Source organism: Streptococcus halotolerans (assembly GCF_001598035.1).
Lineage (GTDB): Bacteria > Bacillota > Bacilli > Lactobacillales > Streptococcaceae > Streptococcus > Streptococcus halotolerans.
Genome location: NZ_CP014835.1, coordinates 51206 through 73369 on the forward strand (window position 1 = coordinate 51206; position 22164 = coordinate 73369).

Below are 22164 nucleotides of genomic sequence, written 5' to 3' on the forward strand. Positions count from 1 at the left end.
AGGTCTTTTTCTATTTTGAAAAGACCAAGGAGGAGAAAAAGTGTCAAAAGAACAAAAACGTCAAGCGTTTTACACTCAGTCTGAGGACTCTGTTCTTGAAGCTCTTGAGACAAACAAGCAAGGTTTGACGAATACTCAAGCGGAGCAACGTTTGTCAGAGTATGGTCGTAATGAATTAGAAGAGGGTGATAAGAAGTCGCTTTTCCAAAAATTCTTGGACCAATTTAAAGACTTGATGATTATCATCTTGCTAGCAGCTGCAGCACTTTCAGTGATTACTGAAGGAATGCATGGTTTAACGGATGCTTTAATTATCTTATTCGTAGTTGTCCTTAACGCTGCATTTGGTGTTTACCAAGAAGGACAAGCAGAAGCAGCTATTGAAGCTCTGAAATCAATGTCAAGTCCACTTGCTCGTGTTCGTCGTGATGGACATGTTAAGGAAGTTGATTCAAAAGAATTGGTTCCTGGTGACATCGTTTTACTTGAAGCAGGTGACGTTGTGCCAGCAGATATGCGACTTTTGGAAGCTAGCTCTTTGAAAATTGAAGAGGCTGCCCTTACTGGTGAATCAGTACCAGTTGACAAGTCTTTAGATGTTGAATTAGCTGAAGATGCTGGTATTGGCGACCGTGTTAATATGGGTTACCAGAACTCAAATGTTACTTACGGTCGTGGTATGGGTGTTGTTACCAATACTGGTATGTTTACTGAAGTTGGTCACATTGCCAACATGCTACAAAATGCTGATGAAACAGACACACCTTTAAAACAAAACTTAAACCAATTGTCTAAAATCTTGACAGTTGCTGTCTTGGTTATTGCGGCTGTTACTTTTGCTGTTGGAGTTTTCCTTCGTGGTGAAAGCCCACTTGAAGGCCTCATGATTGCGGTTGCTCTTGCGGTTGCTGCTATTCCTGAAGGTTTGCCAGCCATCGTTACGGTAGTCCTTTCACTTGGGACACAAGTCTTGGCTAAACGTAACGCCATCATTCGTCAATTACCTGCTGTTGAAACACTTGGATCAACAGAAATTATCGCATCAGATAAGACTGGTACGTTGACAATGAATCAAATGACTGTTGAAAAACTCTATACCAACGGCACTCTTCAAGATGCCAAAGATGAATTAGAACAGTCAAATATGGCTTTGCGCATTATGAATTTTGCCAATGACACCAAGATTGATGAGTCTGGTAAATTGATTGGTGATCCAACAGAAACAGCTCTTGTTCAATTTGGTTTGGACCACCAGTTCGATGTTCGAGAAATTCTTGAAAAGGAACCAAGGGTTGCCGAATTACCATTTGATTCTGATCGTAAACTCATGTCAACAGTTCACCAATTGGCAGATGGTCAATACCTTGTTGCTGTAAAAGGTGCTCCGGACCAATTGCTGAAACGTGTGACTAAAATTGAAGATCAAGGTCAAGTACGTTCTATTACAGATGCTGATAAAGAGGCTATTCTTTCAACGAATAAATCCCTTGCTAAGCAAGCCCTTCGTGTTCTCATGATGGCTTACAAATATGAAGCAAGTGTGCCTGTTATGGAAACCGAAGTGGTAGAAAATGATTTGGTATTTGCTGGCTTAGTTGGGATGATTGACCCAGAACGTCCAGAGGCTGCAGAAGCTGTTAAAGTCGCTAAAGAAGCTGGTATTCGTCCGATCATGATTACCGGTGACCACCAAGATACAGCCGAAGCTATCGCCAAACGTCTCGGCATTATTGATCCAAATGATACTGAAGACCATGTTTTCACTGGTGCTGAACTTAATGAATTATCAGATGAAGAGTTCCAAAAAGTCTTCCAGCAATATTCGGTTTATGCCCGCGTATCACCAGAACATAAAGTTCGTATCGTTAAAGCTTGGCAAAATGAAGGTAAAGTTGTTGCTATGACTGGTGACGGTGTTAATGATGCGCCATCACTGAAAACAGCTGATATTGGTATTGGTATGGGGATTACTGGTACAGAGGTTTCTAAAGGTGCTTCTGACATGGTCCTTGCTGACGATAACTTTGCAACCATTATCGTCGCTGTTGAAGAAGGACGTAAGGTCTTCTCAAACATTCAAAAAACCATTCAATACTTGCTTTCAGCCAATATTGCTGAGGTGATGACAATCTTCCTTGCCACCTTGTTCGGATGGGATGTTCTTCAACCAGTTCATCTTCTTTGGATTAACTTGGTAACGGATACTCTTCCAGCCATTGCCCTTGGTGTTGAGCCTGCTGAACCGGGTGTGATGACGCACAAGCCTCGTGGACGCAAATCAAGCTTCTTCGATGGTGGTGTGAAAGAGTCCATAATCTATCAAGGTCCACTTCAAGGTTTACTTGTTCTCGCTGTCTATGGCTTTGCGCTTAAATTCCCAGAACATAGTACATACGCTGACATTCATGCGGATGCTTTGACAATGGCGTACGTTACACTTGGTTTGATCCAATTGGTACATGCTTATAATGTTAAGTCTGTTTACCAATCTGTTTTCCAAGTTGGTCTCTTTAAAAACCGCTTGTTCAACTGGTCAATTCCAATTGCCTTTTTCTTGCTCATGTCAACTGTTGTTATTCCAGGATTTAATAACTTCTTCCACGTTGCGCATTTATCAGCAACACAGTGGCTAGTTGTCGTTATCGGAAGCTTTATGACATTGGTTGTCGTTGAAATTGTGAAAGCTATTCAACGTGCCACAGGTCAAGATAAAAACGCCATTTAAGAGATAATCTAAAAAAATCAGATTGAAAAAATCGTCCAAAATGGACCTTTTCTTCAATCTTTTTTCTTTATATTGGAATATGAAAGACTCTTAGAAACACTTTCATATCAGTGCTTCTAAGAGTTTTATGGTTTAAGGAAAATCAATTTCTCGAGACGTTTATGTTAGAGAGGGGAAACCATGTTTTTAAAAAGGATCTGAAACAAAGCGTTTCATTTTAGAAATTCTTTACTATCTAGTTCCATGAAGTTGCTAGTATGATAAAAAAGGAACAAGATAGAATTCTGTTTAATAGAAAACGATCTTGTTCCTTTTTATTTTGTGTCAAACTTTTACCCCAGACTCTTTTTCAGTACTTTTAACCAGTCTGTATCTGGGGATGATACAGTTTAGTAGGAGCAGTAAGAGTAAAATGAGCGGCGTAGGCAAATAGTCAGCATTAGTGAACTGTAGTCCGAGGCAAATGAGGAGTATTAATTCTAAAGCAAGCCACCATGAATTAGTCTTCATGATAATCTGATCACCATCAACAACTTGGCATTTAGTCAAAATCCCCCAGCCTAAGCTGAGTGTTGCAGGAGTGTCTGGCACATCTAAACTGATTTGTTGGTCTTTGTAAAGTTTTCCCTGATAGATGCGATTAAGGTAGATATCACTTGGTTGATAGCGGCCATCCCAAGTTTTTCGAATAAGAGTAATAGACAAGAGCCTTCCCTCCTTTGCCCAATCTGATAAGCTTTCCATGAAAAGGGTATCAAAAAAGAGATTAGAAGTCAAAAATCGTTAGTGACTGTCGGAACTCTTCTTTGAGGTGTTTCCGGGTAAAGTGCTTGAAGTCTGGCAATTTTTTGACCAGATTGTACCTTTTTGACAAATTCCAGGTTCCTGTTGGATTGAGTTCAGGATGTTGGTTGACATAATCAATGGTTAAATCCCATTCGCGTCGATAACCCAGTGGACGGGAGTGATACGTAATGCCATCAATCGTTTGACTGCCATAAGAACGATGAGCATGTCCAAAGACGACATCTTTGATGCCATGTTTGGTAAAAATAGTATGGAAACTTTGGCTACCTAGAAAGGCATTGAACGGAACAAATCTAGGGTGTGTCATAAGGAACTTGCTATGAGGAACAAAGTGAAGAGCGATTAAGTTTATTTCGGGATGCTTAGATAGGGTGATATCGAGTGTTTTGAGAGTGTCAATGGTTAGTTCATGATCCGTTTTCCCCCTATCTAACCGCCTGTCAAACCAAAAACGGTTTTTAAAGGCCAGATTTTCGTCACTGGTTTTCTGAGGGTGAAAGCTATAATCATACCAACCGTGAAAAGCGAGAAATGATCTACTGCCAAGCTTATGGATTTTAAAGTCAAGCTGGCGAATTGCTGTCTCAGTCATGTCGAGCATGTCATGATTGCCAAGGTTATAAGTAACAGGTAAATGCTGTTGGAGGGTCTCCAGAAAAGGAAGGGATATCTCGTAGTGGTGGTTGGAAATGTCTCCAGCGATGTGAAGGTGGTCAATCTCTTCTTCTTTGAGCAGGTCTATTAGCGTATTTACTTCGAAATCGGTAAAATTATTGAGGTCAATGTGAAGGTCACTCATAAAGGCTAGTTTTGTCATAGAACTATTGTATCTTTTTTAAGCTGATTTGACACAAACTTGTTACTGATCTGACTTGCTATCAACATGATTTTCACTTAAAATAATAGCATGGATATTAAGGTGGAAATTCAAAAACTGGCCAAAGAGATTGGCATCTCAAAGATTGGGTTTACAACTGCCGATGATTTTGATTATTTGGAAAAAACCTTACGATCTGGTGTTGAGGAGGGCCGGACAACTGGTTTTGAGCATAAGGTCATTGAGGAGCGGATTAAACCCAAGTTATCTTTGGAGTCTGCTAAGACCATTATCTCAATAGCTGTTGCTTATCCTAATAAATTACCGGTGAAACCTCCTAAAACCCAGTATAAACGTGGGAAAATTACGCCTAATTCTTGGGGACTCGATTACCATTATGTCCTTCAGGACAAACTGAACCGTTTGGCACAAGGGATTGAAGAGTTGACCGAAGGCTTTGAATATAAGGGCATGGTTGATACTGGGGCTCTTGTGGATACTGCTGTGGCTAAGAGAGCTGGTATCGGCTTTATTGGCAAAAATGGTTTAGTTATTTCTAAAGAATTTGGATCTTATATGTATCTAGGTGAGTTGATCACCAACTTAGAGATTGAGCCTGATCAGGAAGTGGATTACGGTTGTGGTGATTGTACCCGCTGTTTGGAAGCTTGTCCGACGTCTTGTCTCATTGGTGATGGGACAATGAATGCTAGGCGTTGCTTGTCTTTTCAAACGCAGGATAAGGGCATGATGGACATGGAATTTCGTAAGAAAATCAAGACAGTGATTTACGGTTGTGACATCTGTCAGATTTGTTGCCCTTATAATCGAGGCATTGACAATCCACTTGCTAGTGAGATTGATCCGGAGTTAGCCCACCCTGAGTTGATTCCTTTTTTAGAATTAACTAATAAATCCTTCAAAGAGCAATTCGGTATGATTGCCGGTTCTTGGCGAGGGAAAAATATCTTGCAGCGTAATGCTATCATCGCTTTGGCTAACGCTCACGATCGTAGTGCGGTTGTCAAATTACTGGAAATCATTGATAAGAATAACAATCCTATTCACACAGCGACAGCCATTTGGGCACTGGGTGAGATTGTCAAAAAACCAGATGAGACGATGCTTGAGTTTATGCGCAGCCTTTCTCTAAAAGAAGAAGATAGCATAAAAGAATGGGAATTAGTTCGTGAAAAATGGCAATTTTAAAGGCTTTGTGCTAGAATGATTAGGATTATAGTGAACATAAGGAGTTTATCATGGAAATCGCTGAAATGCGTCAAAAAATAGTAGAAAATCAAGAGAAGTTGACTAGCTTCAGGAGGTCTCTTTGACTTAGATCGCTTGGAAGAAGATATTGCGCTTCTCGAAAATCGTATGACTGAACCAGACTTCTGGAATGATAATATGGCTGCTCAAAAAACGTCGCAAGAGTTAAATGAGCTTAAACAAACTTATGAAACCTTCCACAATATGGAGGAGCTTTCTGAGGAAACAGAGCTTTATTTAGAAATGTTGGAAGAGGATGATTCTGTCCAAGAAGAATTAGAAGAAAATCTTGAGAAGTTGGCTAAAATAATGGCTAGCTACGAGATGACATTACTCTTATCGGAGCCATACGATAGCAATAACGCCATTATGGAAATTCATCCTGGTTCAGGAGGGACTGAGGCGCAAGATTGGGCTGAGATGCTCTTTAGGATGTACACACGGTTTGGAAATGCTAAGGGCTACAAAGTGGAAACCTTGGATTATCAAGCGGGTGATGAAGCTGGGATTAAGTCTGTAACCCTTTCTTTTGAAGGGCCAAATGCCTATGGTTTCTTGAAATCTGAGATGGGAGTTCATCGCTTGGTTCGTATTTCTCCATTTGATTCGGCTAAGCGCCGTCACACCTCATTTACCTCTGTTGAGGTGATGCCTGAATTGGACGACACCATTGAAGTTGATATTCGTGATGATGATATCAAGATGGATACTTTCCGTTCAGGAGGTGCTGGTGGTCAGAACGTCAACAAGGTTTCAACTGGGGTTCGTTTAACGCACCTTCCTACGGGAATTGTTGTCTCTTCAACGGTGGATCGTACGCAATATGGTAACCGTGATCGTGCGATGAAGATGCTGCAAGCTAAACTTTATCAAATGGAGCAAGAAAAGAAAGCTGAAGAAGTGGATGCCCTAAAAGGTGATAAAAAAGAAATTACATGGGGCAGTCAGATTCGTTCGTATGTTTTTACCCCTTATACCATGGTTAAAGATCATCGAACTAACTTTGAAGTGGCACAAGTCGATAAGGTTATGGATGGTGACATCGAAGGTTTTATCGATGCTTACTTGAAATGGCGTATGGATTAGTTGTTGGTAATGCTTAATGGTTGAAAGATGACTAGGAACTCGTCAAGAACTGTCCTTTGACATCTTATAGAAAGGCATTGAGCACAGTCTTTAGGCTTATTTATTGCTTCTTTGAACTTATAAAAAGGAAAAGATGCAAGTTCAAGTGAATTGAACTCGAGCGAAAAGCTAGTGAAAATAAGACAGCCCGTCTTATGTGCGAACACCTGTCGTTCTCCTGTTTTTCCTCTGCTTTTAACGCTCTTAGTATCTTTTAAAACGAATAAGGGACTAACTTCCTTCGAAAAAAGATAAAACCCCTATGACTCTACGAGTTATCGACAGTTTTCCTATTTTTCATCGGAAGTTTTCGAGGGATCGAATCATCCCCTTGTATTTTACGAAAGGAATTGAGCATAGCCCATAGGCTTGGAGTTTAGATAAATCAGTTTGTGTCTGGAACACTGAAGTGATTTTCTAAAATTCAGTTGCCTAATGATGGGCTTTTGCATCTTATTATTATGGCTTTAATTGAATTAAAGGATGTTTCTAAGAAATATCGTCGTTCCACAACAGCTCTTCGTCATGTCAGTGTCTCTGTGAATCAGGGAGAGTTTGTTTACATTGTTGGTCCTTCAGGAGCTGGTAAATCAACTTTTATCAAACTCTTGTACCGTGAGGAGAAGTTGTCCAGCGGATCTCTCAAAGTTGGCGAATTTAACTTGGCTAAAATGAAAAAACGCCAAGTTCCCCTCTTACGTCGTTCTATCGGTGTTGTGTTTCAAGACTACAAATTGTTAGAACGTAAAACCGTTTTTGAAAATGTTGCTTTTGCCATGGAGGTTATTGGTGAAAAGCGTAAACATATTAAAAAACGCGTGACTGAAGTTTTAGAACTTGTTGGTCTAAAACATAAAATGCGGTCTTTTCCCAATCAGCTATCTGGTGGAGAGCAGCAACGTGTTGCGATTGCGCGTGCGATTGTCAATAATCCTAAGGTTTTGATTGCAGATGAACCAACAGGTAACTTGGACCCTGAGATTTCTATGGAAATTATGCAGGTACTTGAGCGTATCAATCTTCAAGGAACAACGGTTTTGATGGCTACTCACAATGCACAGATTGTTAACCATTTACGTCATCGTGTCATTGCGATTGAAGATGGAAAAATTGTTCGTGACGAAGAAGAAGGAGAGTACGGCTATAATGATTAGAAACTTTTTCAGACATTTATGGGCATCTATCAAGAGTTTAAAACGTAATGGTTGGATGACCTTTGCAGCAATGTCAACAGTGTCTATTACTCTGATTTTGGTAGGTATTTTTGCTGGAGTTCTTCTTAACACCGAGAAATTAGCGTCAGGGATTGAGGATAACATTCAGGTCAACGTTTTCTTGAATGTGGATTCGACTGATGCTCAAGAAACGGTCAAAGATAGCTCAGGCAAAAAGATTGTGAATAAGGACTATCACAAGATTTATGACCAGCTTAAAAAAATTGAAGGTGTTCAGGCTATCGAATACTCAAGTAAAGATGAACAATTAGAGGATTTGAAGGCCAAGATGGGAGATTCTTTCTCAGAAGTCTTTGATGAAGAAGCTAACCCACTTTACGATGTTTATTATTTGAAAACCAAGTCACCTGAAGATGTAAAAAAAGTTGCTCGTGCAGCAGAACAGCTAGGCGGTATTGATTCTGTGGAATACGGCGGTGCAGATACAGAGCGTATCTTTAACCTTGCTAAAATGGTTCGTATTTGGGGACTTGTTGGGACAGGCATTCTCATTTTAGTGGCTATCTTCCTCATCTCAAATACCATCCGAGTAACAATCTTCTCACGTAGTCGTGATATCGAAATCATGCGTTTGGTAGGTGCCAAGAATTCTTATATCCGAGGTCCTTTCTTCTTTGAAGGCGCTTGGATTGGTTTGCTTGGCTCCATCCTACCAGCAGCCTTGGTGTCATACCTTTATATCATTGCTTATAACTACTTGATGAAAGGTCTTGTGCAGCAAAATCTAAGCCTGTATAAACCAGACTTAGCGATTCCTGTGGGTGTTGTTGCTATGGTTCTTATCGGAATTGTCATTGGATCACTCGGATCAGTTCTATCCATGAGACGGTTCTTGAAGATTTAACAGTTTGTTGTGATAATGATCACAAATATTTTAAAAAAGAAAGTGCATGCTAGAGTCGTGCACTTTTTTAATGTCTTAGAAATCGCGATATACTACACTATATCAGGTATATAGGGATATTGACATATCCCTATATACCTACTAATAACTAATCAGCAAAGAAAAAATATTTTGGGGCTCGGCCCTTATTGAGTTCAGCACCGCATCTGTTGGTGCTTTTTTGTTAGTAAAGTGTAGGAGCGAAAATGGCAAATAGATTAAATATTACTGTGATTGAAGATAAAACAAAAGAAATGTTAGAAACATTAAATCAAGAAACGTTTTTCTATGATTTTTTAGCCTTGTATCAGTTTCCTAAAGCGACTTTGACACGCTTGCGTAAGGAAAACGGCAATCATGTTAAAAATAAGGCTTTGTTCGAAGTGCTTAAGAGTGGTCAGTCGGTGGTTGCAAGAGTTGCTGAGATTGAAAAAGAGTTTCTAAGTAAAAGGTCTAAACCACGTTTTATTATCGTTACCGACTTTAAAGAATTGGCAGCAAAAGATACGAAGACAGGTGATAGTTTGTCAATTTCTTTTTCAGAACTTCCTGCTTATGTAGAATTCTTTTTACCTTGGAATGGGATCGAGAAAGTCGATTATGCTAAGGAAAATCCTGCTGATATCAAGGCAGCAGAACGTTTTACTAGGCTTTATGACGAGTTAAGAAAAATCAATCAGTTTGACGATCAGACTACTGAAGAAAAAGAATTCAACCTTTTTTTGATTCGTTTGCTTTTCTTGTTATTTGCAGAAGATACAGAAATCATGAAGAAAGGCATTTTCACCAATGCGATCAAAACTCGTTCCTATGAAGATGGTAGTGACTTGAATAACCTCTTTAACCAGATTTTTGCTAGTTTGGATGTAGAAAATCGTGAGTCGCAAGTTAGGTGGCTACAAGATTTTCCTTATGTTAATGGAAAATTATTCACCAAAGCCCATACCAATTTAAGATTTGACCGAAAAACCAGAAAACTTATCCTCGAAGCCGGCGAATTGCTCAATTGGAACGACATCAATCCGGATATCTTAGGTGCTATGATCCAAACTGTGGCCAATAAGGAGCATCGCTCTAGTGCAGGCATGCACTATACCAGTGTGGAAAATATCCTAAAGGTGATAAAACCTCTCTTTCTAGACGATTTAGAGAAAGCCTATGAAACGATTGCAACGAAAATCAATGACAATGAAGATAAGGACATCACAGATCTGACCCGTCAGTCTAATCGTCGAGACTATTTAAAAGAGCTAGAAGATCTTCATGACCGTATCGGTGCCATCAAGTTTTTAGACCCTGCCTGTGGGTCAGGTAATTTCTTGATTATCACTTACAAGGAAATTCGTCGTCTTGAAATAAAGTTGCTCAAAACAATGCGTGAACTCCGTCAAGATGGCACAATTGACTTCTTTGAGACTTCAAAAATTTCTCTTAATCATTTCTACGGTATCGAGTTAGATGACTTTGCTCATGAGGTGGCTCGTCTTTCCCTATGGATTGCTGAGTATCAGATGAATTTAGAAGCCGAAAAAGAAATCAATCTTCAAGCAGCCTTCCTACCTCTACGGGATGCTGGAAATATCACGCAAGGCAATGCTTTGCGGCTAGACTGGAATGAAGTTCTTCCGCATACAACTGATGACGAGATTTATATCATTGGCAACCCGCCGTATATTGGAAGTAGGTTACAGTCTAAGGAACAAAAAGAGGATTTACGACTATCTATCGGTGAGGAGTATCAATATAGAAGAATGGATTACATTGCTGCTTGGTTTTTCAAGGGAATTCACTTTATTCAAGGATTGCATGCCAAGTTAGCTTTTGTATCAACCAATTCTCTTTTTCAAGGAGAGCAGGTCGCCATTGTTTGGGAGTCTTTGCTGAATATTGCAGAAATTGAATTTGCCTATACTTCCTTTAAGTGGGGCAATAGCGCTGCCCATAATGCTGGAGTAACAGTTGCTATCGTTGGGATTAGTAATAAAACTCACAGCGAGAACAAAAAGCTCATCTTTACAGAAACGCAAGAAAGAATGGAAGCTGACCTCATCTCGCCTTATCTTACAAAAGCAAAGGAAACTGTGTTGGTGAGGAGTAAGAGACAGCCTATTTCAGATTTACCAGCTATGGTATTTGGTAGTATGCCACGTGATGGTGGATATTTGCTGATTGAAAATAAACAAAAATATTTGGAGATTATTGACAGAAATCCAGAACTCAAGTCTTTTATCAAACAGTATGTAGGGAGTGAAGAATTTATCAATAATAAAGTTAGATACTGTTTTTGGCTTAATGAATGTCAATACCAACAGGTTAAAGACAATTCTATTATTCAACAGAGGGTTTCCAATGTCCGAAATAGTAGATTAGCAAGTTCTGCTTTATCAACTCAATTAGCAGCAGAGTATCCATATGCGTTTGTACAAAAAGGAGAGTGGGAAAAGGCCTATCAAGATTATTTGAATTCAGATGAAACAGAATTTTTGCAAATCATCGTCCCAGCTGTGTCTTCTGAAAATCGTGATTATGTTCCTATGGGATTTGTAGGAGAAGAAACTATTGTATCTAACGCAACTTATGTGATTTACAACGCCCCTATCTATCTTCTAGGCTTACTTCAATCTCATCTCCACATGGTCTGGTTGCGTGCGATTGGAGGAAAATTAGAGACACGGTATCGTTACTCGGCAGGACTGGTCTATAATACTTTTCCAGTACCAGACTTATCAACCCATCGGAAGAATAGAATAGAAGATAAAGTCTGGGAGATTTTGGATTTACGAGAAGAGTTGGGAGGCACTCTTGCAGACTTGTATCATCGTGACACCATGCCTGAAGTGTTGAGGCAAGCACATCAAGAGCTGGACGAGCTGGTTGAAAAAGCCTACAAGGAAACACCATTTAGAAATGATGAGGAACGTCTTAGTCATCTTCTCAAGCGCTATAAGGAGATGACAGATGAGTAAAGTTTTTGAAGTTTCGTACGGTCAGAAAAAGACCTCCGTTAATACCAATGAACTAGGGATGCGGGAGATGCAGGCGCGTGTGTATGAAAAGCGTGCTAGCCGCCATCTCTTGGTCAAAGCACCGCCAGCTTCTGGCAAATCACGCGCTCTAATGTTTATCGCCCTTGATAAGCTGAAAAATCAAGGCTTAAAAAAAGCGATTATTGCAGTACCTGAACGGTCCATTGGTAAGTCCTTTCGATCAACCAAACTATCCCAGTACGGCTATTATTGGGACTGGGTCGTTAAAGAGGAGAATAATCTAACCACTGCAGGAACAGCTAGAAGCAAAGTGACTGCCTTTGTCAACTTCATGGACTCAGAAGATTCGACAGATGACGTTCTCATCTGTACCCATGCGACACTTCGCTTTGCTTCAGAGCAGCTAGATGTCAGTAGTTTTGATGGTTGCCTCCTTGCTATTGACGAGTTTCATCATGTGTCTCAAGATGATAATTCTGTTTTAGGTAATGTTCTTAGAGAAGTCCTTCAAAAGTCCACGGCTCACGTCTTTGCCATGACAGGTTCCTACTTTCGAGGAGATAGCATTCCTATTCTTGAGCCAGCTGATGAGGCACGTTTTAACCGTGTGACCTATACTTATTACGAGCAGTTGGAAGGCTATCAGTATCTTAAATCTTTTGGAATGACTTATAAATTCTATCGAGGACGCTATCTTGATGCTTTGCCTGATTTGGTAGCTGACTTTATTGATAAAAAGACAATTATCCATATTCCTAATGTTAATTCTGGCGAATCAACCAAAGACAAATATGGTGAAGTGGATGAGATTTTGGATCTTCTTGGGGACTATCTCAGAAAAGATGAACATGGCATTATCCATCTAAGAACATCTACTGGAAAGATTTTAAAAATTGCTGACTTAGTTACCGAAGAGGGGCGTGATATCGTGGCATCCTATCTCGATAGTATGACTGAACTGGATGATTTGGATATGATTATCGCTCTGGGTATGGCAAAAGAAGGATTTGACTGGCCCTTTGCGGAGTATGCCTTGACTATAGGATATCGGTCTAGCTTGACTGAAATTGTTCAGATTATCGGACGAGTGACTAGGGACTCAAGCAATAAGACAGAGGCTATTTTTACAAACCTCATAGCTGAACCAGATGCCGAAGATAGTGAGGTGCAATATTCTGTTAATAATATCATGAAAGCTATTACAGCTAGTCTTCTCATGGAAAATGTCTTATCCCCATCTTTTACCTTTAAAACTAAAGATCGAAAAGATCAAAAAGCTAAAGGAGCAGAGATTTTTATCAAAGGACTAGCCAAACCGTCAACACCTCAGGTGGAACAAATTATCCAACAGGATTTAATAGAGCTTAAGGCGTCAACCTTGCAAGATGAAGTGGTTCAGGCAGCTATCGCAGCTGGTGCTGATAGCAAGGTCATTAACAAACAGTTAATCCCTCGTGTGATCGCAACGCAATACCCTCAACTCACTCAAACTGAAGTTGAAGAAATCAGGCAGCATCTCGTTGCTGACCTTAACTTATCAAATGCGACACGAGATAAAGAGAACAATCAATTGCTTAAAATGGCAGATAAATTTGTCAATATTGATGAGTTAGACATTGATTTGATTGATAAGGTTAATCCCTTTCAACGGGCTTACGAGGTGCTTTCTCGTGGCGTAGATAGTAGGACCTTAAGTCTAATTGCCCGTGTTTTTGATAGTAAAAAGGTAGAGTTTACTGAAGATGAATTGCGCATGCTTTATCCTAAAATCAAGGCTTTTCAGGCAAAACATGGGCGCTCGCCACAGCGAAATGCCAAGGCAATAGATGAACAACGTCTCTATTTTGCCCTTGCCAAACTAGAGCAACTTCGTCAGGAAAGGAGAAATGGTTAATGACCAATTTTGCGACATTAGAGGATATCTTCACTGATCCTGATTTTGAAGGATTGGTGGCTGGAATTAAAACAGCCCCCATCAATCGTAGAGACCCTGAAATTGAAAAATTTATGGAAATCATTGATTGGGTTAAAAACAATGGTCGAGAACCACAGAAAACCATTAACATGGCAGAGCGCTCCCTTTTTTCACGTCTTAAAGGAATTCGTAACAGCGAAGAAAGACGGGCTAAGGTTTTAGCTTATGATACAATAGGTTTGTTGGGAGAAAACCATGATTGATTTGGATGACATTTTAAATGACGATAGTCTTTTCGAAGATTTTGAATCGGATGATAGCTTATTCAACACTAAACGTTATCGCCGAACAGTAACAGCTGCAGATAAAGTGGCAACACGTCAGCGGGTTAAGTCTGGTTTTGATTACTATCAGAGACTTTTTCAAGCCGTACAAGCTGATATTGCTAGTGGCAAACGACAGATTATCTCTATCTCAAAGGTTGAGATTAGTCAAAAAAGTCCGATTAAACAGGGCAATTTTTACATTGACAATGGTATCATGCTTTACGTCAATAAGATTTACAATCCCAAAAATGGTCAGGAAGTTTCCGAATCTACCAATCGAAAGTATAAGGTTCATACTGTCTATGCCAATGGAACAGAAAACCATATTTGGCTCTTGAGTTTGATTTCCTCTTTGTATGACAAAAAACGCTCTGGTCAATTAGTGACGGAGCGTTTGGAAGACATTTCACTATTGAGTAATCAAGAGACGGATTATCGGACAACAGGCTATATATACGTGGTGAAGTATGCTGGGCAAGATCAACAATTGTTGCAAATGAAAAATCTCTATAAAATTGGTGTTGCCACTAATATCAAGCAACGTTTGGCAAATACCGTTAATGAAGCAACTTACCTCTTTGCACCGGTTACTTTAGTAAAATCTTTTGAAATCCAAAATATCGATGCTAGAAAAATAGAAACATATTTGCATCATACTTTAGCTGACAAAAGAATTGAATTATCGACAATTTCACCGCGAGGAAAAGAAATTAAGATAAATGAGTGGTTTATTGTCAATTTAGATGAAATTGATTCGATTATCAATAAAATGATAGTTGAGGTGCAAAAGCAGTAAAAAGCTGAAAATAATAAAGTGGTATATAGCCAGTCTTAAGCATAAAAAACAAGGGGGAGAAATGAAAAAGGTGGATGTGGACAATTAAAACATAGAGTGGTTAAGCAATTGGAAATGACTAAAGATACGGTCCACAGTGTATGACGGAAAATCTTAGAAGAATAAACAGTGAAATGAGATGTTCAGCTACCTTGAACAAATACATATACTTTAATCAAGCGGCTAACTGACCAAGATGATTTGAATGGAGGTATGAAGAAGTGAAATACAAACTTTATGATGATGTTGATGATACTTTGACTATGGCTTTGAAGAATTTTATGATGATGAAGAATAGGGTGACACTATGGAATGGGATGTAATAATTATTGTAAGTATATGTTTATTTATATATAAAGGTATTATTTACCTTTTTCATCCACCAAAAAAGGTGGATGAAAAACCTTGGGAAAAGTATGGAATAGAAACCTTGCCAAATGGTGAACCCCCAGTGGGAATTTATGTTTCAGGCGACACTTGGCCATATGAAAGTGTATTTCCCTATTATTATAAAACTAAGGAAGAATTTTATGGGATTGATGGTCATTTTTTTAGCAGCTTACCTATGGATGGTAAGAAAATATATATAGATTTATCAACAGGGATGTCATATATAGAGCATGACCATAGGCTTATCGCAGGTAGGATTGAGAGACCTAAAGATTTTATGGCTATTGGTAGGGTTAAAACTGACTATGAACTAGAAAAAGAGAAAAGGAAACTAATTAAAAATTGGTATAAAGAGATGGATGCGATTAAAGATGAAATCCTTTACGATGAAGTTATAACTGAAAGAGATAAAGAAAAATTAATGAAACAATGGAAAAATAAATTGGGGAAAGGTAAATATGAATCTACTAAACTTGACTAGTCATGATATTGTGATTTTTGATTGGAACACTAACAAACCAATTAAGACTATTAAAAAGACTGAACATATTTTAAGCGCACAAAAACGTGTAGATTGGCACGCCCCCTAGAGGGGTAACTTAAAGATAAATTAGAGCTGTCCTCTATCTGTGCACACACTCAAAAAACCTTTTATGTATGGAAAGGATTTCCCCCCTCCAGAAATGATAGTATCAAAAAACGGCACCTAAGTGGGTGTCGTTTTTGCTTGTCTTAATAAAGGTGATGATGGCGTTGACGATTTCTTGTCGTTGTTTAGTATTGGAAATGCTAGCTTTGCCATCTTTGGCCTGCTTGCCGTAATCACCAAATCCAGCGTGATTACCCCTTTCAATGGTAGTGTAGCTAGTGTTTTTAGGTAAGCGTCTTTGAGCTTTTTGGTAGGATTTTTGATTGAGTACCTTGTCTTGACTGGCTCTAACAGATAAGACAGCTAAGTCCTTTTTGGACAAGTCCGTTTTATCAGAAGGGTAACTAGCCAGTAGGATCAAGCCTTTGGTATCTGTTGAAAAATCCTCTACTGTTTGCGCAGCAATCACACCACCTAAGGAATGACCAGCTAGATAGACTGGAGCATGGGCTAGCTTATCCTTTAGTTGTTTAGCGCGATTACCAGATAAGATAGCAAGATTGAGAGGGGAATCAAGCAAGTAGACATCAAACCTCTCTTTAGCAAGGTCAGCTGCGAGTGGCGCGTAAGCCTCTTCCTCAACAAGTGCCCCTTGAAAAAAGATTAGTGATGCTTGAGTTTTCCCTTTAGCCTTAAAATAAAGGCTGTGGTCAACTGGCTTGGCTTCTTGGGCCATTGTCTTAGCAGCTGGACTGGCTGTATAAGTTTTGTTTTGCAGTACAATCAAAAGACCAGCTAGTAGTACCAATATTAGCAAACAAATGCTTAGAAGGATGTTCTTAAATCGTCTCATCGAAAGTAGGGGTTAAGATTTTTTTCGTGGGCAATGGTTGTGCTTTGACCATGGCCAGGGTTGACGGCGAAGTGATTGGGTTGCGTGAAGAGTTCTTGACGAATACCTGTGATTAGGTCGTCAAAATTCCCAGTGGGCAAGTCTGTTCGTCCGATGGTTTCTTTGAAGAGGGCATCACCGGAGAAAATAGTTTCTTCCTCAGCGAAGATAAAAGAGACACTGCCCCAAGAGTGACCAGGTGTTGGAACAACTGTGAACGCAAACTCCCCAATCTGGTAAGGTTGACGCAATTGAAATATCTGCTCAGCAGGCGCTACCACAACATCTTCTAAATCATCATGACGAGGAAGTCCAGATAGGTTGTCTTCTGGGGATTGCAACCAAGAAGCTTCTTGCTCTGAGACATAAAGAGGCGGCTGGTTAAAATGCTCACGTACCGCTTCAACACTTAAAATATGGTCATAATGGGTATGAGTCAGCAGAATGGCTAGAACAGGCTTGTTCAAGTCTGTTAGGCGCTTCTCTATTTTTTCCCAATCGCTTCCAGGATCAATGACCAAAAGACCACTTTCAGTTTCTAATAAATAGGTATTTTCACCAGCTATGGTGTTAACAAGTTTGTGTGTTTTCATAGCAATAGTGTATCAAAAAAAGCCTTATCAGGGTATTTTGGACGATTATTTCTTTTGTTTTCTAAATTTTCAGAAAAATCAGTGGATTTTTCCAAGTGACTGTGTTACAATAACGCTAACACTTTTAAGAGGAGTTGTTATGGCAGATAAATTGAATTTTGTAATGATTTCACCGCATTTTCCCGCTAATTTTGAGACCTTTGCTCACCGTTTATATGAGAGCGGTATTAACACGCTGGGTATAGCGGATGTGCCCTATGAACAGTTATCAGAAGGTCTTCGACAACATTTGACTGAGTATTATCGTGTGGATGATATGCAGGATTATGATCAAGTTTACCGTGCGGTGGGTTATTTTGCTCATAAATATGGCCGGATCGATCGGGTAGAGTCGCATAATGAATTTTGGTTGGAGTTGGATGCTAGATTACGTACGGATTTTAATGTTTTTGGTTTTAAAAATGAGGACATGCTGGCGATTAAAACCAAACGCCAAATGAAGGAAGTCTTTCGTCGTCAAGGGTTAAAAGTGGCAGCTGGTGATACGTTTAAGACGGATCAGGAAGCTAAGGAGTTGGCTCAAAAACTTGGCTTTCCTATTATTGTCAAACCCAATTCAGGTGTTGGTGCCTCAGATACTTATAAGTTGACAAGAGCTGAAGAGTTGGCTCACTTTTTGGCTCAGCGCTCCTTGGATGTTGATTACATCATGGAGGAGTTTATAGCTGGTGATATTATTACTTTTGATGGTTTGGCGGATCACGATGGCAGGATTGTTTTTTACTCTAGCTTAGAGCATTCAGAAGCAGTCTTAGACACTGTTGTCAACGGTACGGATATGTATTATTTCCTCCCTCGTGACATCGATCCTGAACTGGTTGCACTAGGTAAAAAGTGTGTCTCAGCTTTTAACATCAAAGAACGTTTCTTCCATTTTGAATTTTTCCGTATCAAGGAAACTGAAGAAATCATCCCGCTTGAAGTGAATTGTCGTCCGCCTGGTGGTTTAACGATTGACATGTGGAATTATGCTAATGATTTTGATATTTTTAAAGAATACGTCAACGTGGTCAAGGAAAATCGTTTTAAAGCTGACAGTCATCGACCTTACAATGTTTTCTATATTTCACGTCGTGATGATATGACCTATAAACACAGTCTAGATGAGATTCGTCATTACTTTGGTCAGCATCTGGTTACGATAGCTTCTGTTCCCGGAGTTTTTTCGGCTATTATGGGGAAAGACGGAATCATTGGCCGTTGCCCTGATCGAAAAACCATGAGGGACTTGATCCGTTATGCCCAAGAAAAGGTTTAGGATTTTTCTAAAAGATGCTAAAACCTTGTTAATTGAACGCTTTGTCATTTAGTGATTGCTTTTTGACAACCATCCACACATTAGAAAGTCTTAATATGAAATTTGAACGTCGTAGTCAGTGGTCAAGAGAACTTGGTCAAGAAATGCCTTTTAATGTCTATGGACATGCCGGAAAACCTGTTGTCGTTTTTCCATCTTCGGGTGGCAGTCATGAGGAATATGCTGATTTTGGCATGATTGAAGCTTGCCAATCATGGATTGACCGCGGATTGGTGCAATTTTTTACGCCAGATTCTTATGATGCAGAGTCTTGGTTGCATTTTGGGAAATCAGGTCATGATAAGGCACTTGCCCATGAAGCTTATGAGCGTTATATTGTCAATGAGTTAGTCCCTCTTATCCGTAATGAGACGAGGTGGCAGGGTGGTCTTTTAGTGACAGGTTGTTCAATGGGCGGCTATCATACGGTTAATTTTGCTTTAAAACATCCTGATTTGTTTGATGTTGCTGTTGCCCTTTCAGGGGTTTATGATGCTAGATTTTTTACTGGTGAGTTTGGTGATGACCAAGCTGTTTATTTTAATTCACCAATTGATTACTTATGGCAGCAAAAAGATTCTTGGTTCTTGGACCACTATCGTCAAAATCGGATGATTGTTGCCGTAGGTCAGGGTGCCTGGGAAGAGCCTCATGTCTATGATACCAGACGTTTGGAAGAAGCTTTCGCAGCCAAAGACCTTCCAGCTTGGGTTGATTATTGGGGACAAGACGTTGCCCATGACTGGGAATGGTGGCGTAAGCAAATGCCTTTCTTTCTGGGCAAGTTAGAAGAAGAAGGTCGTTTGGCCTAGTCGGTGATTGAAGCGCAAAACTTGGAAGTGCAGTACCTTCAATGGCTAGATGACTAGGCTAAGCTTTGGAGTGCAGCTCAAAGGTTTCCGTTTGGGAAGCCTTTTCTTTTTTGATACAATAATGTGAAGAAGGAAGTGAGGTTTTGATATGAACAAAGCTAAAATCGTTATTTTGGGGCAACCCTTGGAAGAGGGGTTAAGAGACTTAAAAGAAAGCTTTCAAGTAGATCAAGCTCCTTTGGAAAACACACGGGACTGGCTTTTAGAACATCTATCAGACTATGATGGTCTCTACACGACTCAGCTGCCAGTTGACAAGGAAATCATCGATGCGGGAACCAATCTAAAAATCATCTCGACTCATAGCGTTGGTTTTGACCATATTGACATTGATTATGCTAGGGAAAAGGGGATCGTAGTGGCAAATTCGCCTAAGGCTGTGATGGTTCCGACAGCTGAATTAGCTGTAAGCTTGATGCTCGCTTGCATGCGCAATGTTGCCTTCTTAGACCGTCGCTTACGTGATGGGGAGTGGGTGAATACTTCTCTGCCAGCTGGACTGAGTCATGGATTAAATGGAAAAACGGTTGGTATTTTTGGTTTTGGTCGTATTGGTCAAGAAGTGGCAAAAATGGTGCAAGCTTTTGGAGCAAAGGTTATTTACAATAAACGCAGCCCATTATCCAAAGCCGAGGAAGAGGCTTTACAGGTTTCTTATCGCGATTTTGAAGAGTTGTTGGCAGAAGCTGATGTCATTAGTCTCCATGCGCCAGCAACTGATGATACCAAAGGCCTCTTTAATGCAGAAACCTTTAGGAAGATGAAAAAAGGTGCCTTTTTAGTCAATACGGCTCGTGGGTCACTAGTAGATGAAGACGCTATGATAGCAGCTCTTGCATCAGGCCAATTATCCGGTGCTGGTTTAGATGTCTATGAGGTTGAAGGACAATCGCATCCAGAACTTAGCAGATTAGATAATGTGGTCATGACCCCTCACTCTGGCTCAGCTACCTGGGATGCTCGTCTCAAGCTTTCTCGAGAAACCGCTCAAAACATCATTTCCTATCTAGAAGATGGAAAGATTATTAATCAAGTCAATACCTAACGAAAAGCACTGAATCAAAAAGCCGACTCAACCCTGTGGTCAAGCCGGTTTTTTGATGTCGAGCGCTAGCTACTTTGTTTATAGGCCCTAACTTTGCAAGGTGATACTCAATAACAATCAAAAGTCGAGCAGGCGATGCTGATACAGATAGAACCGAGGTTCATCACATCCAGTCGACAATGTCTACTTTTGATTTTAGAGGAGCATAAATTGCAAGAATTCTGGGAAATGATCAGCCCAGCACTTTTCGTGATGTATTTCATTGGCCATGATGTTGAGTTTGATATTGTCCATACTGGTTCCCGTTTTGAGTAGGGATTGATAGTAATGAAGCGTGCAGTCAATGTAGCGTTGGTTCATGTTAGAAGCAAACGTTTCATCAACCTCATCGCCTTCAAGTGTCCCGACTTGGATATAAACCTTGCTGGATTTTGCTAAGGGATGATGGTCACAAAAACGTAAAAAATCACGTTCGCTAAACCAAGAAGCTAAGGAAAAAACACCGAGATTGCCAAAGATATCCGGATAGGCAGCCCCCATGTAGGCAGTGATAATACCACCCATAGATGAGCCAGCAAGGAGGGTGTGTTCAGAGTCTGTCATGGTACGATAGGTCTTATCAATAAAGGGTTTAACGGTATTAACCACCCACTCGCCGTAGGCCATACCGTCTCCCCCCACACTAGCTGTTTCAGGGGTTGTTCCAACATCAGTCATCCATGGCGCATACTCGTTAAGACGATTGTCACCACCGTTATCAATGCCTACCACGATTAGCTTGGGTAGTTCTTTGTGGTTTTTAATAGTGGGGATGACCTTCCAAGAATAGCCAGAAAAGGATTCCTTACTGTAAAAGATATTTTGCCCATCGTGCATATATAAAACGGGGTAAGAAGCCCAATCTTCCTTGTGATAGTCTTTTGGCAGAAGCACACGGATACGACGTTCTTCATCGTAATAGGGCACATGGAGATAGTGTTCTTCCATTTCTAGATAATAATTGTTAAGTCGGGTTTGTTTGGTCATGGCAGCCTCTTTTTCAGAATAATCTTGAAACTAATTATACCATATTTCCAGGTTGAAAGACTGGTAACGCTTTTTCTTGGTGGTGGGTGAGGATGTTAAAATCTTGGTTCATTTGCTACAATGGAAGAGAAGAAATGAGGAGAAAGATGACATTAAAAGATGCTATTGTAAATGGACAGGCGCTCTTAATCGACGTTCGTCGTTCAGAAGAATTTAGGGAAAAGCACATTAAAGGTGCTCGACATATTCCTGTTGATCAGATTGAAGCAGGCCAACTGGATGTGGACAAACATCAAAAGATTTACCTGCATTGCATGTTAGGGCCGAGGGCAGATCGAGCTGAAGCAGCGCTAAAAGCAGCAGGTTATACAGATGTTCACAACTTAAGGACCTTGGCAGCAGTGGAAAAATTGGGATTGGAAACGGAGTCTCAAGAATAAAGGTTTTAAGTGACCTTCCTTCCCAATACTAGCTTA

General features: G+C 40.0%; 19 protein-coding genes. 14 read left to right on the forward strand and 5 right to left on the reverse strand.

Annotated elements, in window-relative coordinates:
• Positions 1–40 precede the first annotated feature (40 nt).
• Positions 41–2725, forward strand: a complete 2685-nt coding sequence (locus tag A2G56_RS00235; RefSeq protein ID WP_062707395.1) for a cation-translocating P-type ATPase — start codon at positions 41–43, stop codon at positions 2723–2725.
• 324 nt (positions 2726–3049) lie between these two features.
• Here A2G56_RS00235 and A2G56_RS00240 read toward each other — a convergent pair whose 3' ends face one another.
• Positions 3050–3430, reverse strand: a complete 381-nt coding sequence (locus A2G56_RS00240; RefSeq protein ID WP_062712275.1) for a hypothetical protein — start codon at positions 3428–3430, stop codon at positions 3050–3052.
• Positions 3431–3491: 61 nt separating this feature from the next.
• Positions 3492–4349, reverse strand: a complete 858-nt coding sequence (locus tag A2G56_RS00245) for a metallophosphoesterase (protein ID WP_062707398.1) — start codon at positions 4347–4349, stop codon at positions 3492–3494.
• Between the two features lie 90 nt (positions 4350–4439).
• Here A2G56_RS00245 and queG point away from each other — a divergent pair, with 90 nt between their 5' ends.
• From queG to A2G56_RS00295, 9 genes are all read left to right on the forward strand, one after another.
• A complete protein-coding gene (gene queG, locus A2G56_RS00250; protein WP_062707399.1) occupies positions 4440–5558 on the forward strand; it encodes a tRNA epoxyqueuosine(34) reductase QueG in 1119 nt (372 codons plus the stop codon).
• A gap of 50 nt (positions 5559–5608) precedes the next feature.
• Positions 5609–6704, forward strand: a protein-coding gene (gene prfB, locus A2G56_RS00255; protein WP_099091443.1) for a peptide chain release factor 2 whose coding sequence is annotated in 2 segments (ribosomal slippage) — positions 5609–5680 and positions 5682–6704 — 1095 coding nt in all. Because the reading frame shifts where the segments join, the coding sequence is not laid out codon by codon here.
• A gap of 500 nt (positions 6705–7204) precedes the next feature.
• Positions 7205–7897: a cell division ATP-binding protein FtsE gene (ftsE, locus tag A2G56_RS00265; RefSeq protein WP_062712278.1), complete on the forward strand. Its 693-nt coding sequence runs from the start codon at positions 7205–7207 to the stop codon at positions 7895–7897.
• Positions 7890–8822 carry a permease-like cell division protein FtsX gene (gene ftsX / locus A2G56_RS00270; RefSeq protein WP_062707408.1) on the forward strand — a complete coding sequence of 311 codons (933 nt, stop codon included), beginning with the start codon at positions 7890–7892 and terminating at the stop codon, positions 8820–8822. The genes ftsE and ftsX overlap by 8 nt, the downstream gene beginning before the upstream one ends.
• A 245-nt stretch (positions 8823–9067) precedes the next feature.
• Positions 9068–11827: a class I SAM-dependent DNA methyltransferase gene (locus A2G56_RS00275; RefSeq protein WP_062707411.1), complete on the forward strand. Its 2760-nt coding sequence runs from the start codon at positions 9068–9070 to the stop codon at positions 11825–11827.
• Positions 11820–13742, forward strand: coding sequence for a DEAD/DEAH box helicase (locus tag A2G56_RS00280; RefSeq protein WP_062707414.1), 1923 nt, complete (start codon positions 11820–11822; stop codon positions 13740–13742). The genes A2G56_RS00275 and A2G56_RS00280 overlap by 8 nt, the downstream gene beginning before the upstream one ends.
• On the forward strand, positions 13742–14026 hold the full coding sequence (locus tag A2G56_RS00285; RefSeq protein WP_062707417.1) for a hypothetical protein: 285 nt from the start codon (positions 13742–13744) through the stop codon (positions 14024–14026). Before A2G56_RS00280 ends, A2G56_RS00285 begins: the two co-directional genes overlap by 1 nt.
• Positions 14019–14885 carry a GIY-YIG nuclease family protein gene (locus A2G56_RS00290; RefSeq protein ID WP_062707420.1) on the forward strand — a complete coding sequence of 289 codons (867 nt, stop codon included), beginning with the start codon at positions 14019–14021 and terminating at the stop codon, positions 14883–14885. The genes A2G56_RS00285 and A2G56_RS00290 overlap by 8 nt, the downstream gene beginning before the upstream one ends.
• Before the next feature lie 346 nt (positions 14886–15231).
• Positions 15232–15795, forward strand: a complete 564-nt coding sequence (locus tag A2G56_RS00295; RefSeq protein WP_062707424.1) for a hypothetical protein — start codon at positions 15232–15234, stop codon at positions 15793–15795.
• Between the two features lie 211 nt (positions 15796–16006).
• On the opposite strand, the gene A2G56_RS00300 is transcribed toward A2G56_RS00295, so the two are convergent.
• Both A2G56_RS00300 and A2G56_RS00305 read right to left on the reverse strand, forming a co-directional pair.
• Entirely contained in the window at positions 16007–16690 is a 684-nt protein-coding gene (locus tag A2G56_RS00300) for an alpha/beta hydrolase (RefSeq protein ID WP_237334419.1), read from the reverse strand.
• Between the two features lie 62 nt (positions 16691–16752).
• On the reverse strand, positions 16753–17388 hold the full coding sequence (locus tag A2G56_RS00305; RefSeq protein ID WP_062707431.1) for an MBL fold metallo-hydrolase: 636 nt from the start codon (positions 17386–17388) through the stop codon (positions 16753–16755).
• Between the two features lie 139 nt (positions 17389–17527).
• On the opposite strand from A2G56_RS00305, the gene A2G56_RS00310 reads away from it, so the two are divergent.
• The 3 genes from A2G56_RS00310 to A2G56_RS00320 all read left to right on the forward strand — a co-directional run bounded on the left by A2G56_RS00310 (position 17528) and on the right by A2G56_RS00320 (position 20662).
• Positions 17528–18706: an ATP-grasp domain-containing protein gene (locus A2G56_RS00310; protein ID WP_062707433.1), complete on the forward strand. Its 1179-nt coding sequence runs from the start codon at positions 17528–17530 to the stop codon at positions 18704–18706.
• Positions 18707–18801: 95 nt separating this feature from the next.
• Positions 18802–19557, forward strand: a complete 756-nt coding sequence (locus tag A2G56_RS00315; RefSeq protein WP_062707436.1) for an esterase family protein — start codon at positions 18802–18804, stop codon at positions 19555–19557.
• A gap of 148 nt (positions 19558–19705) precedes the next feature.
• Positions 19706–20662 (forward strand): NAD(P)-dependent oxidoreductase, encoded by a 957-nt coding sequence (locus A2G56_RS00320; protein WP_062707439.1) that lies wholly within the window; start codon positions 19706–19708, stop codon positions 20660–20662.
• Positions 20663–20857: 195 nt separating this feature from the next.
• Here A2G56_RS00320 and A2G56_RS00325 read toward each other — a convergent pair whose 3' ends face one another.
• On the reverse strand, positions 20858–21688 hold the full coding sequence (locus tag A2G56_RS00325; protein ID WP_062707443.1) for an alpha/beta hydrolase: 831 nt from the start codon (positions 21686–21688) through the stop codon (positions 20858–20860).
• 146 nt (positions 21689–21834) lie between these two features.
• On the opposite strand from A2G56_RS00325, the gene A2G56_RS00330 reads away from it, so the two are divergent.
• Entirely contained in the window at positions 21835–22128 is a 294-nt protein-coding gene (locus A2G56_RS00330; protein ID WP_062707447.1) for a rhodanese-like domain-containing protein, read from the forward strand.
• The last annotated feature ends 36 nt before the right edge of the window (positions 22129–22164 follow it).

Excerpts from the sequence above, each read along its gene's own strand:
- ftsE (WP_062712278.1), top strand. The coding sequence starts at position 7,205 with ATGGCTTTAATTGAATTAAAGGATGTTTCTAAGAAATATCGTCGTTCC.
- A2G56_RS00275 (WP_062707411.1), top strand. The coding sequence starts at position 9,068 with ATGGCAAATAGATTAAATATTACTGTGATTGAAGATAAAACAAAAGAA.
- A2G56_RS00290 (WP_062707420.1), top strand. The coding sequence starts at position 14,019 with ATGATTGATTTGGATGACATTTTAAATGACGATAGTCTTTTCGAAGAT.
- A2G56_RS00325 (WP_062707443.1), bottom strand. The coding sequence starts at position 21,688 with ATGACCAAACAAACCCGACTTAACAATTATTATCTAGAAATGGAAGAA.
- A2G56_RS00285 (WP_062707417.1), top strand. The coding sequence starts at position 13,742 with ATGACCAATTTTGCGACATTAGAGGATATCTTCACTGATCCTGATTTT.
- A2G56_RS00315 (WP_062707436.1), top strand. The coding sequence starts at position 18,802 with ATGAAATTTGAACGTCGTAGTCAGTGGTCAAGAGAACTTGGTCAAGAA.
- A2G56_RS00330 (WP_062707447.1), top strand. The coding sequence starts at position 21,835 with ATGACATTAAAAGATGCTATTGTAAATGGACAGGCGCTCTTAATCGAC.
- A2G56_RS00305 (WP_062707431.1), bottom strand. The coding sequence starts at position 17,388 with ATGAAAACACACAAACTTGTTAACACCATAGCTGGTGAAAATACCTAT.
- A2G56_RS00280 (WP_062707414.1), top strand. The coding sequence starts at position 11,820 with ATGAGTAAAGTTTTTGAAGTTTCGTACGGTCAGAAAAAGACCTCCGTT.
- ftsX (WP_062707408.1), top strand. The coding sequence starts at position 7,890 with ATGATTAGAAACTTTTTCAGACATTTATGGGCATCTATCAAGAGTTTA.
- A2G56_RS00320 (WP_062707439.1), top strand. The coding sequence starts at position 19,706 with ATGAACAAAGCTAAAATCGTTATTTTGGGGCAACCCTTGGAAGAGGGG.
- A2G56_RS00295 (WP_062707424.1), top strand. The coding sequence starts at position 15,232 with ATGGAATGGGATGTAATAATTATTGTAAGTATATGTTTATTTATATAT.
- queG (WP_062707399.1), top strand. The coding sequence starts at position 4,440 with ATGGATATTAAGGTGGAAATTCAAAAACTGGCCAAAGAGATTGGCATC.
- A2G56_RS00310 (WP_062707433.1), top strand. The coding sequence starts at position 17,528 with ATGGCAGATAAATTGAATTTTGTAATGATTTCACCGCATTTTCCCGCT.
- A2G56_RS00245 (WP_062707398.1), bottom strand. The coding sequence starts at position 4,349 with ATGACAAAACTAGCCTTTATGAGTGACCTTCACATTGACCTCAATAAT.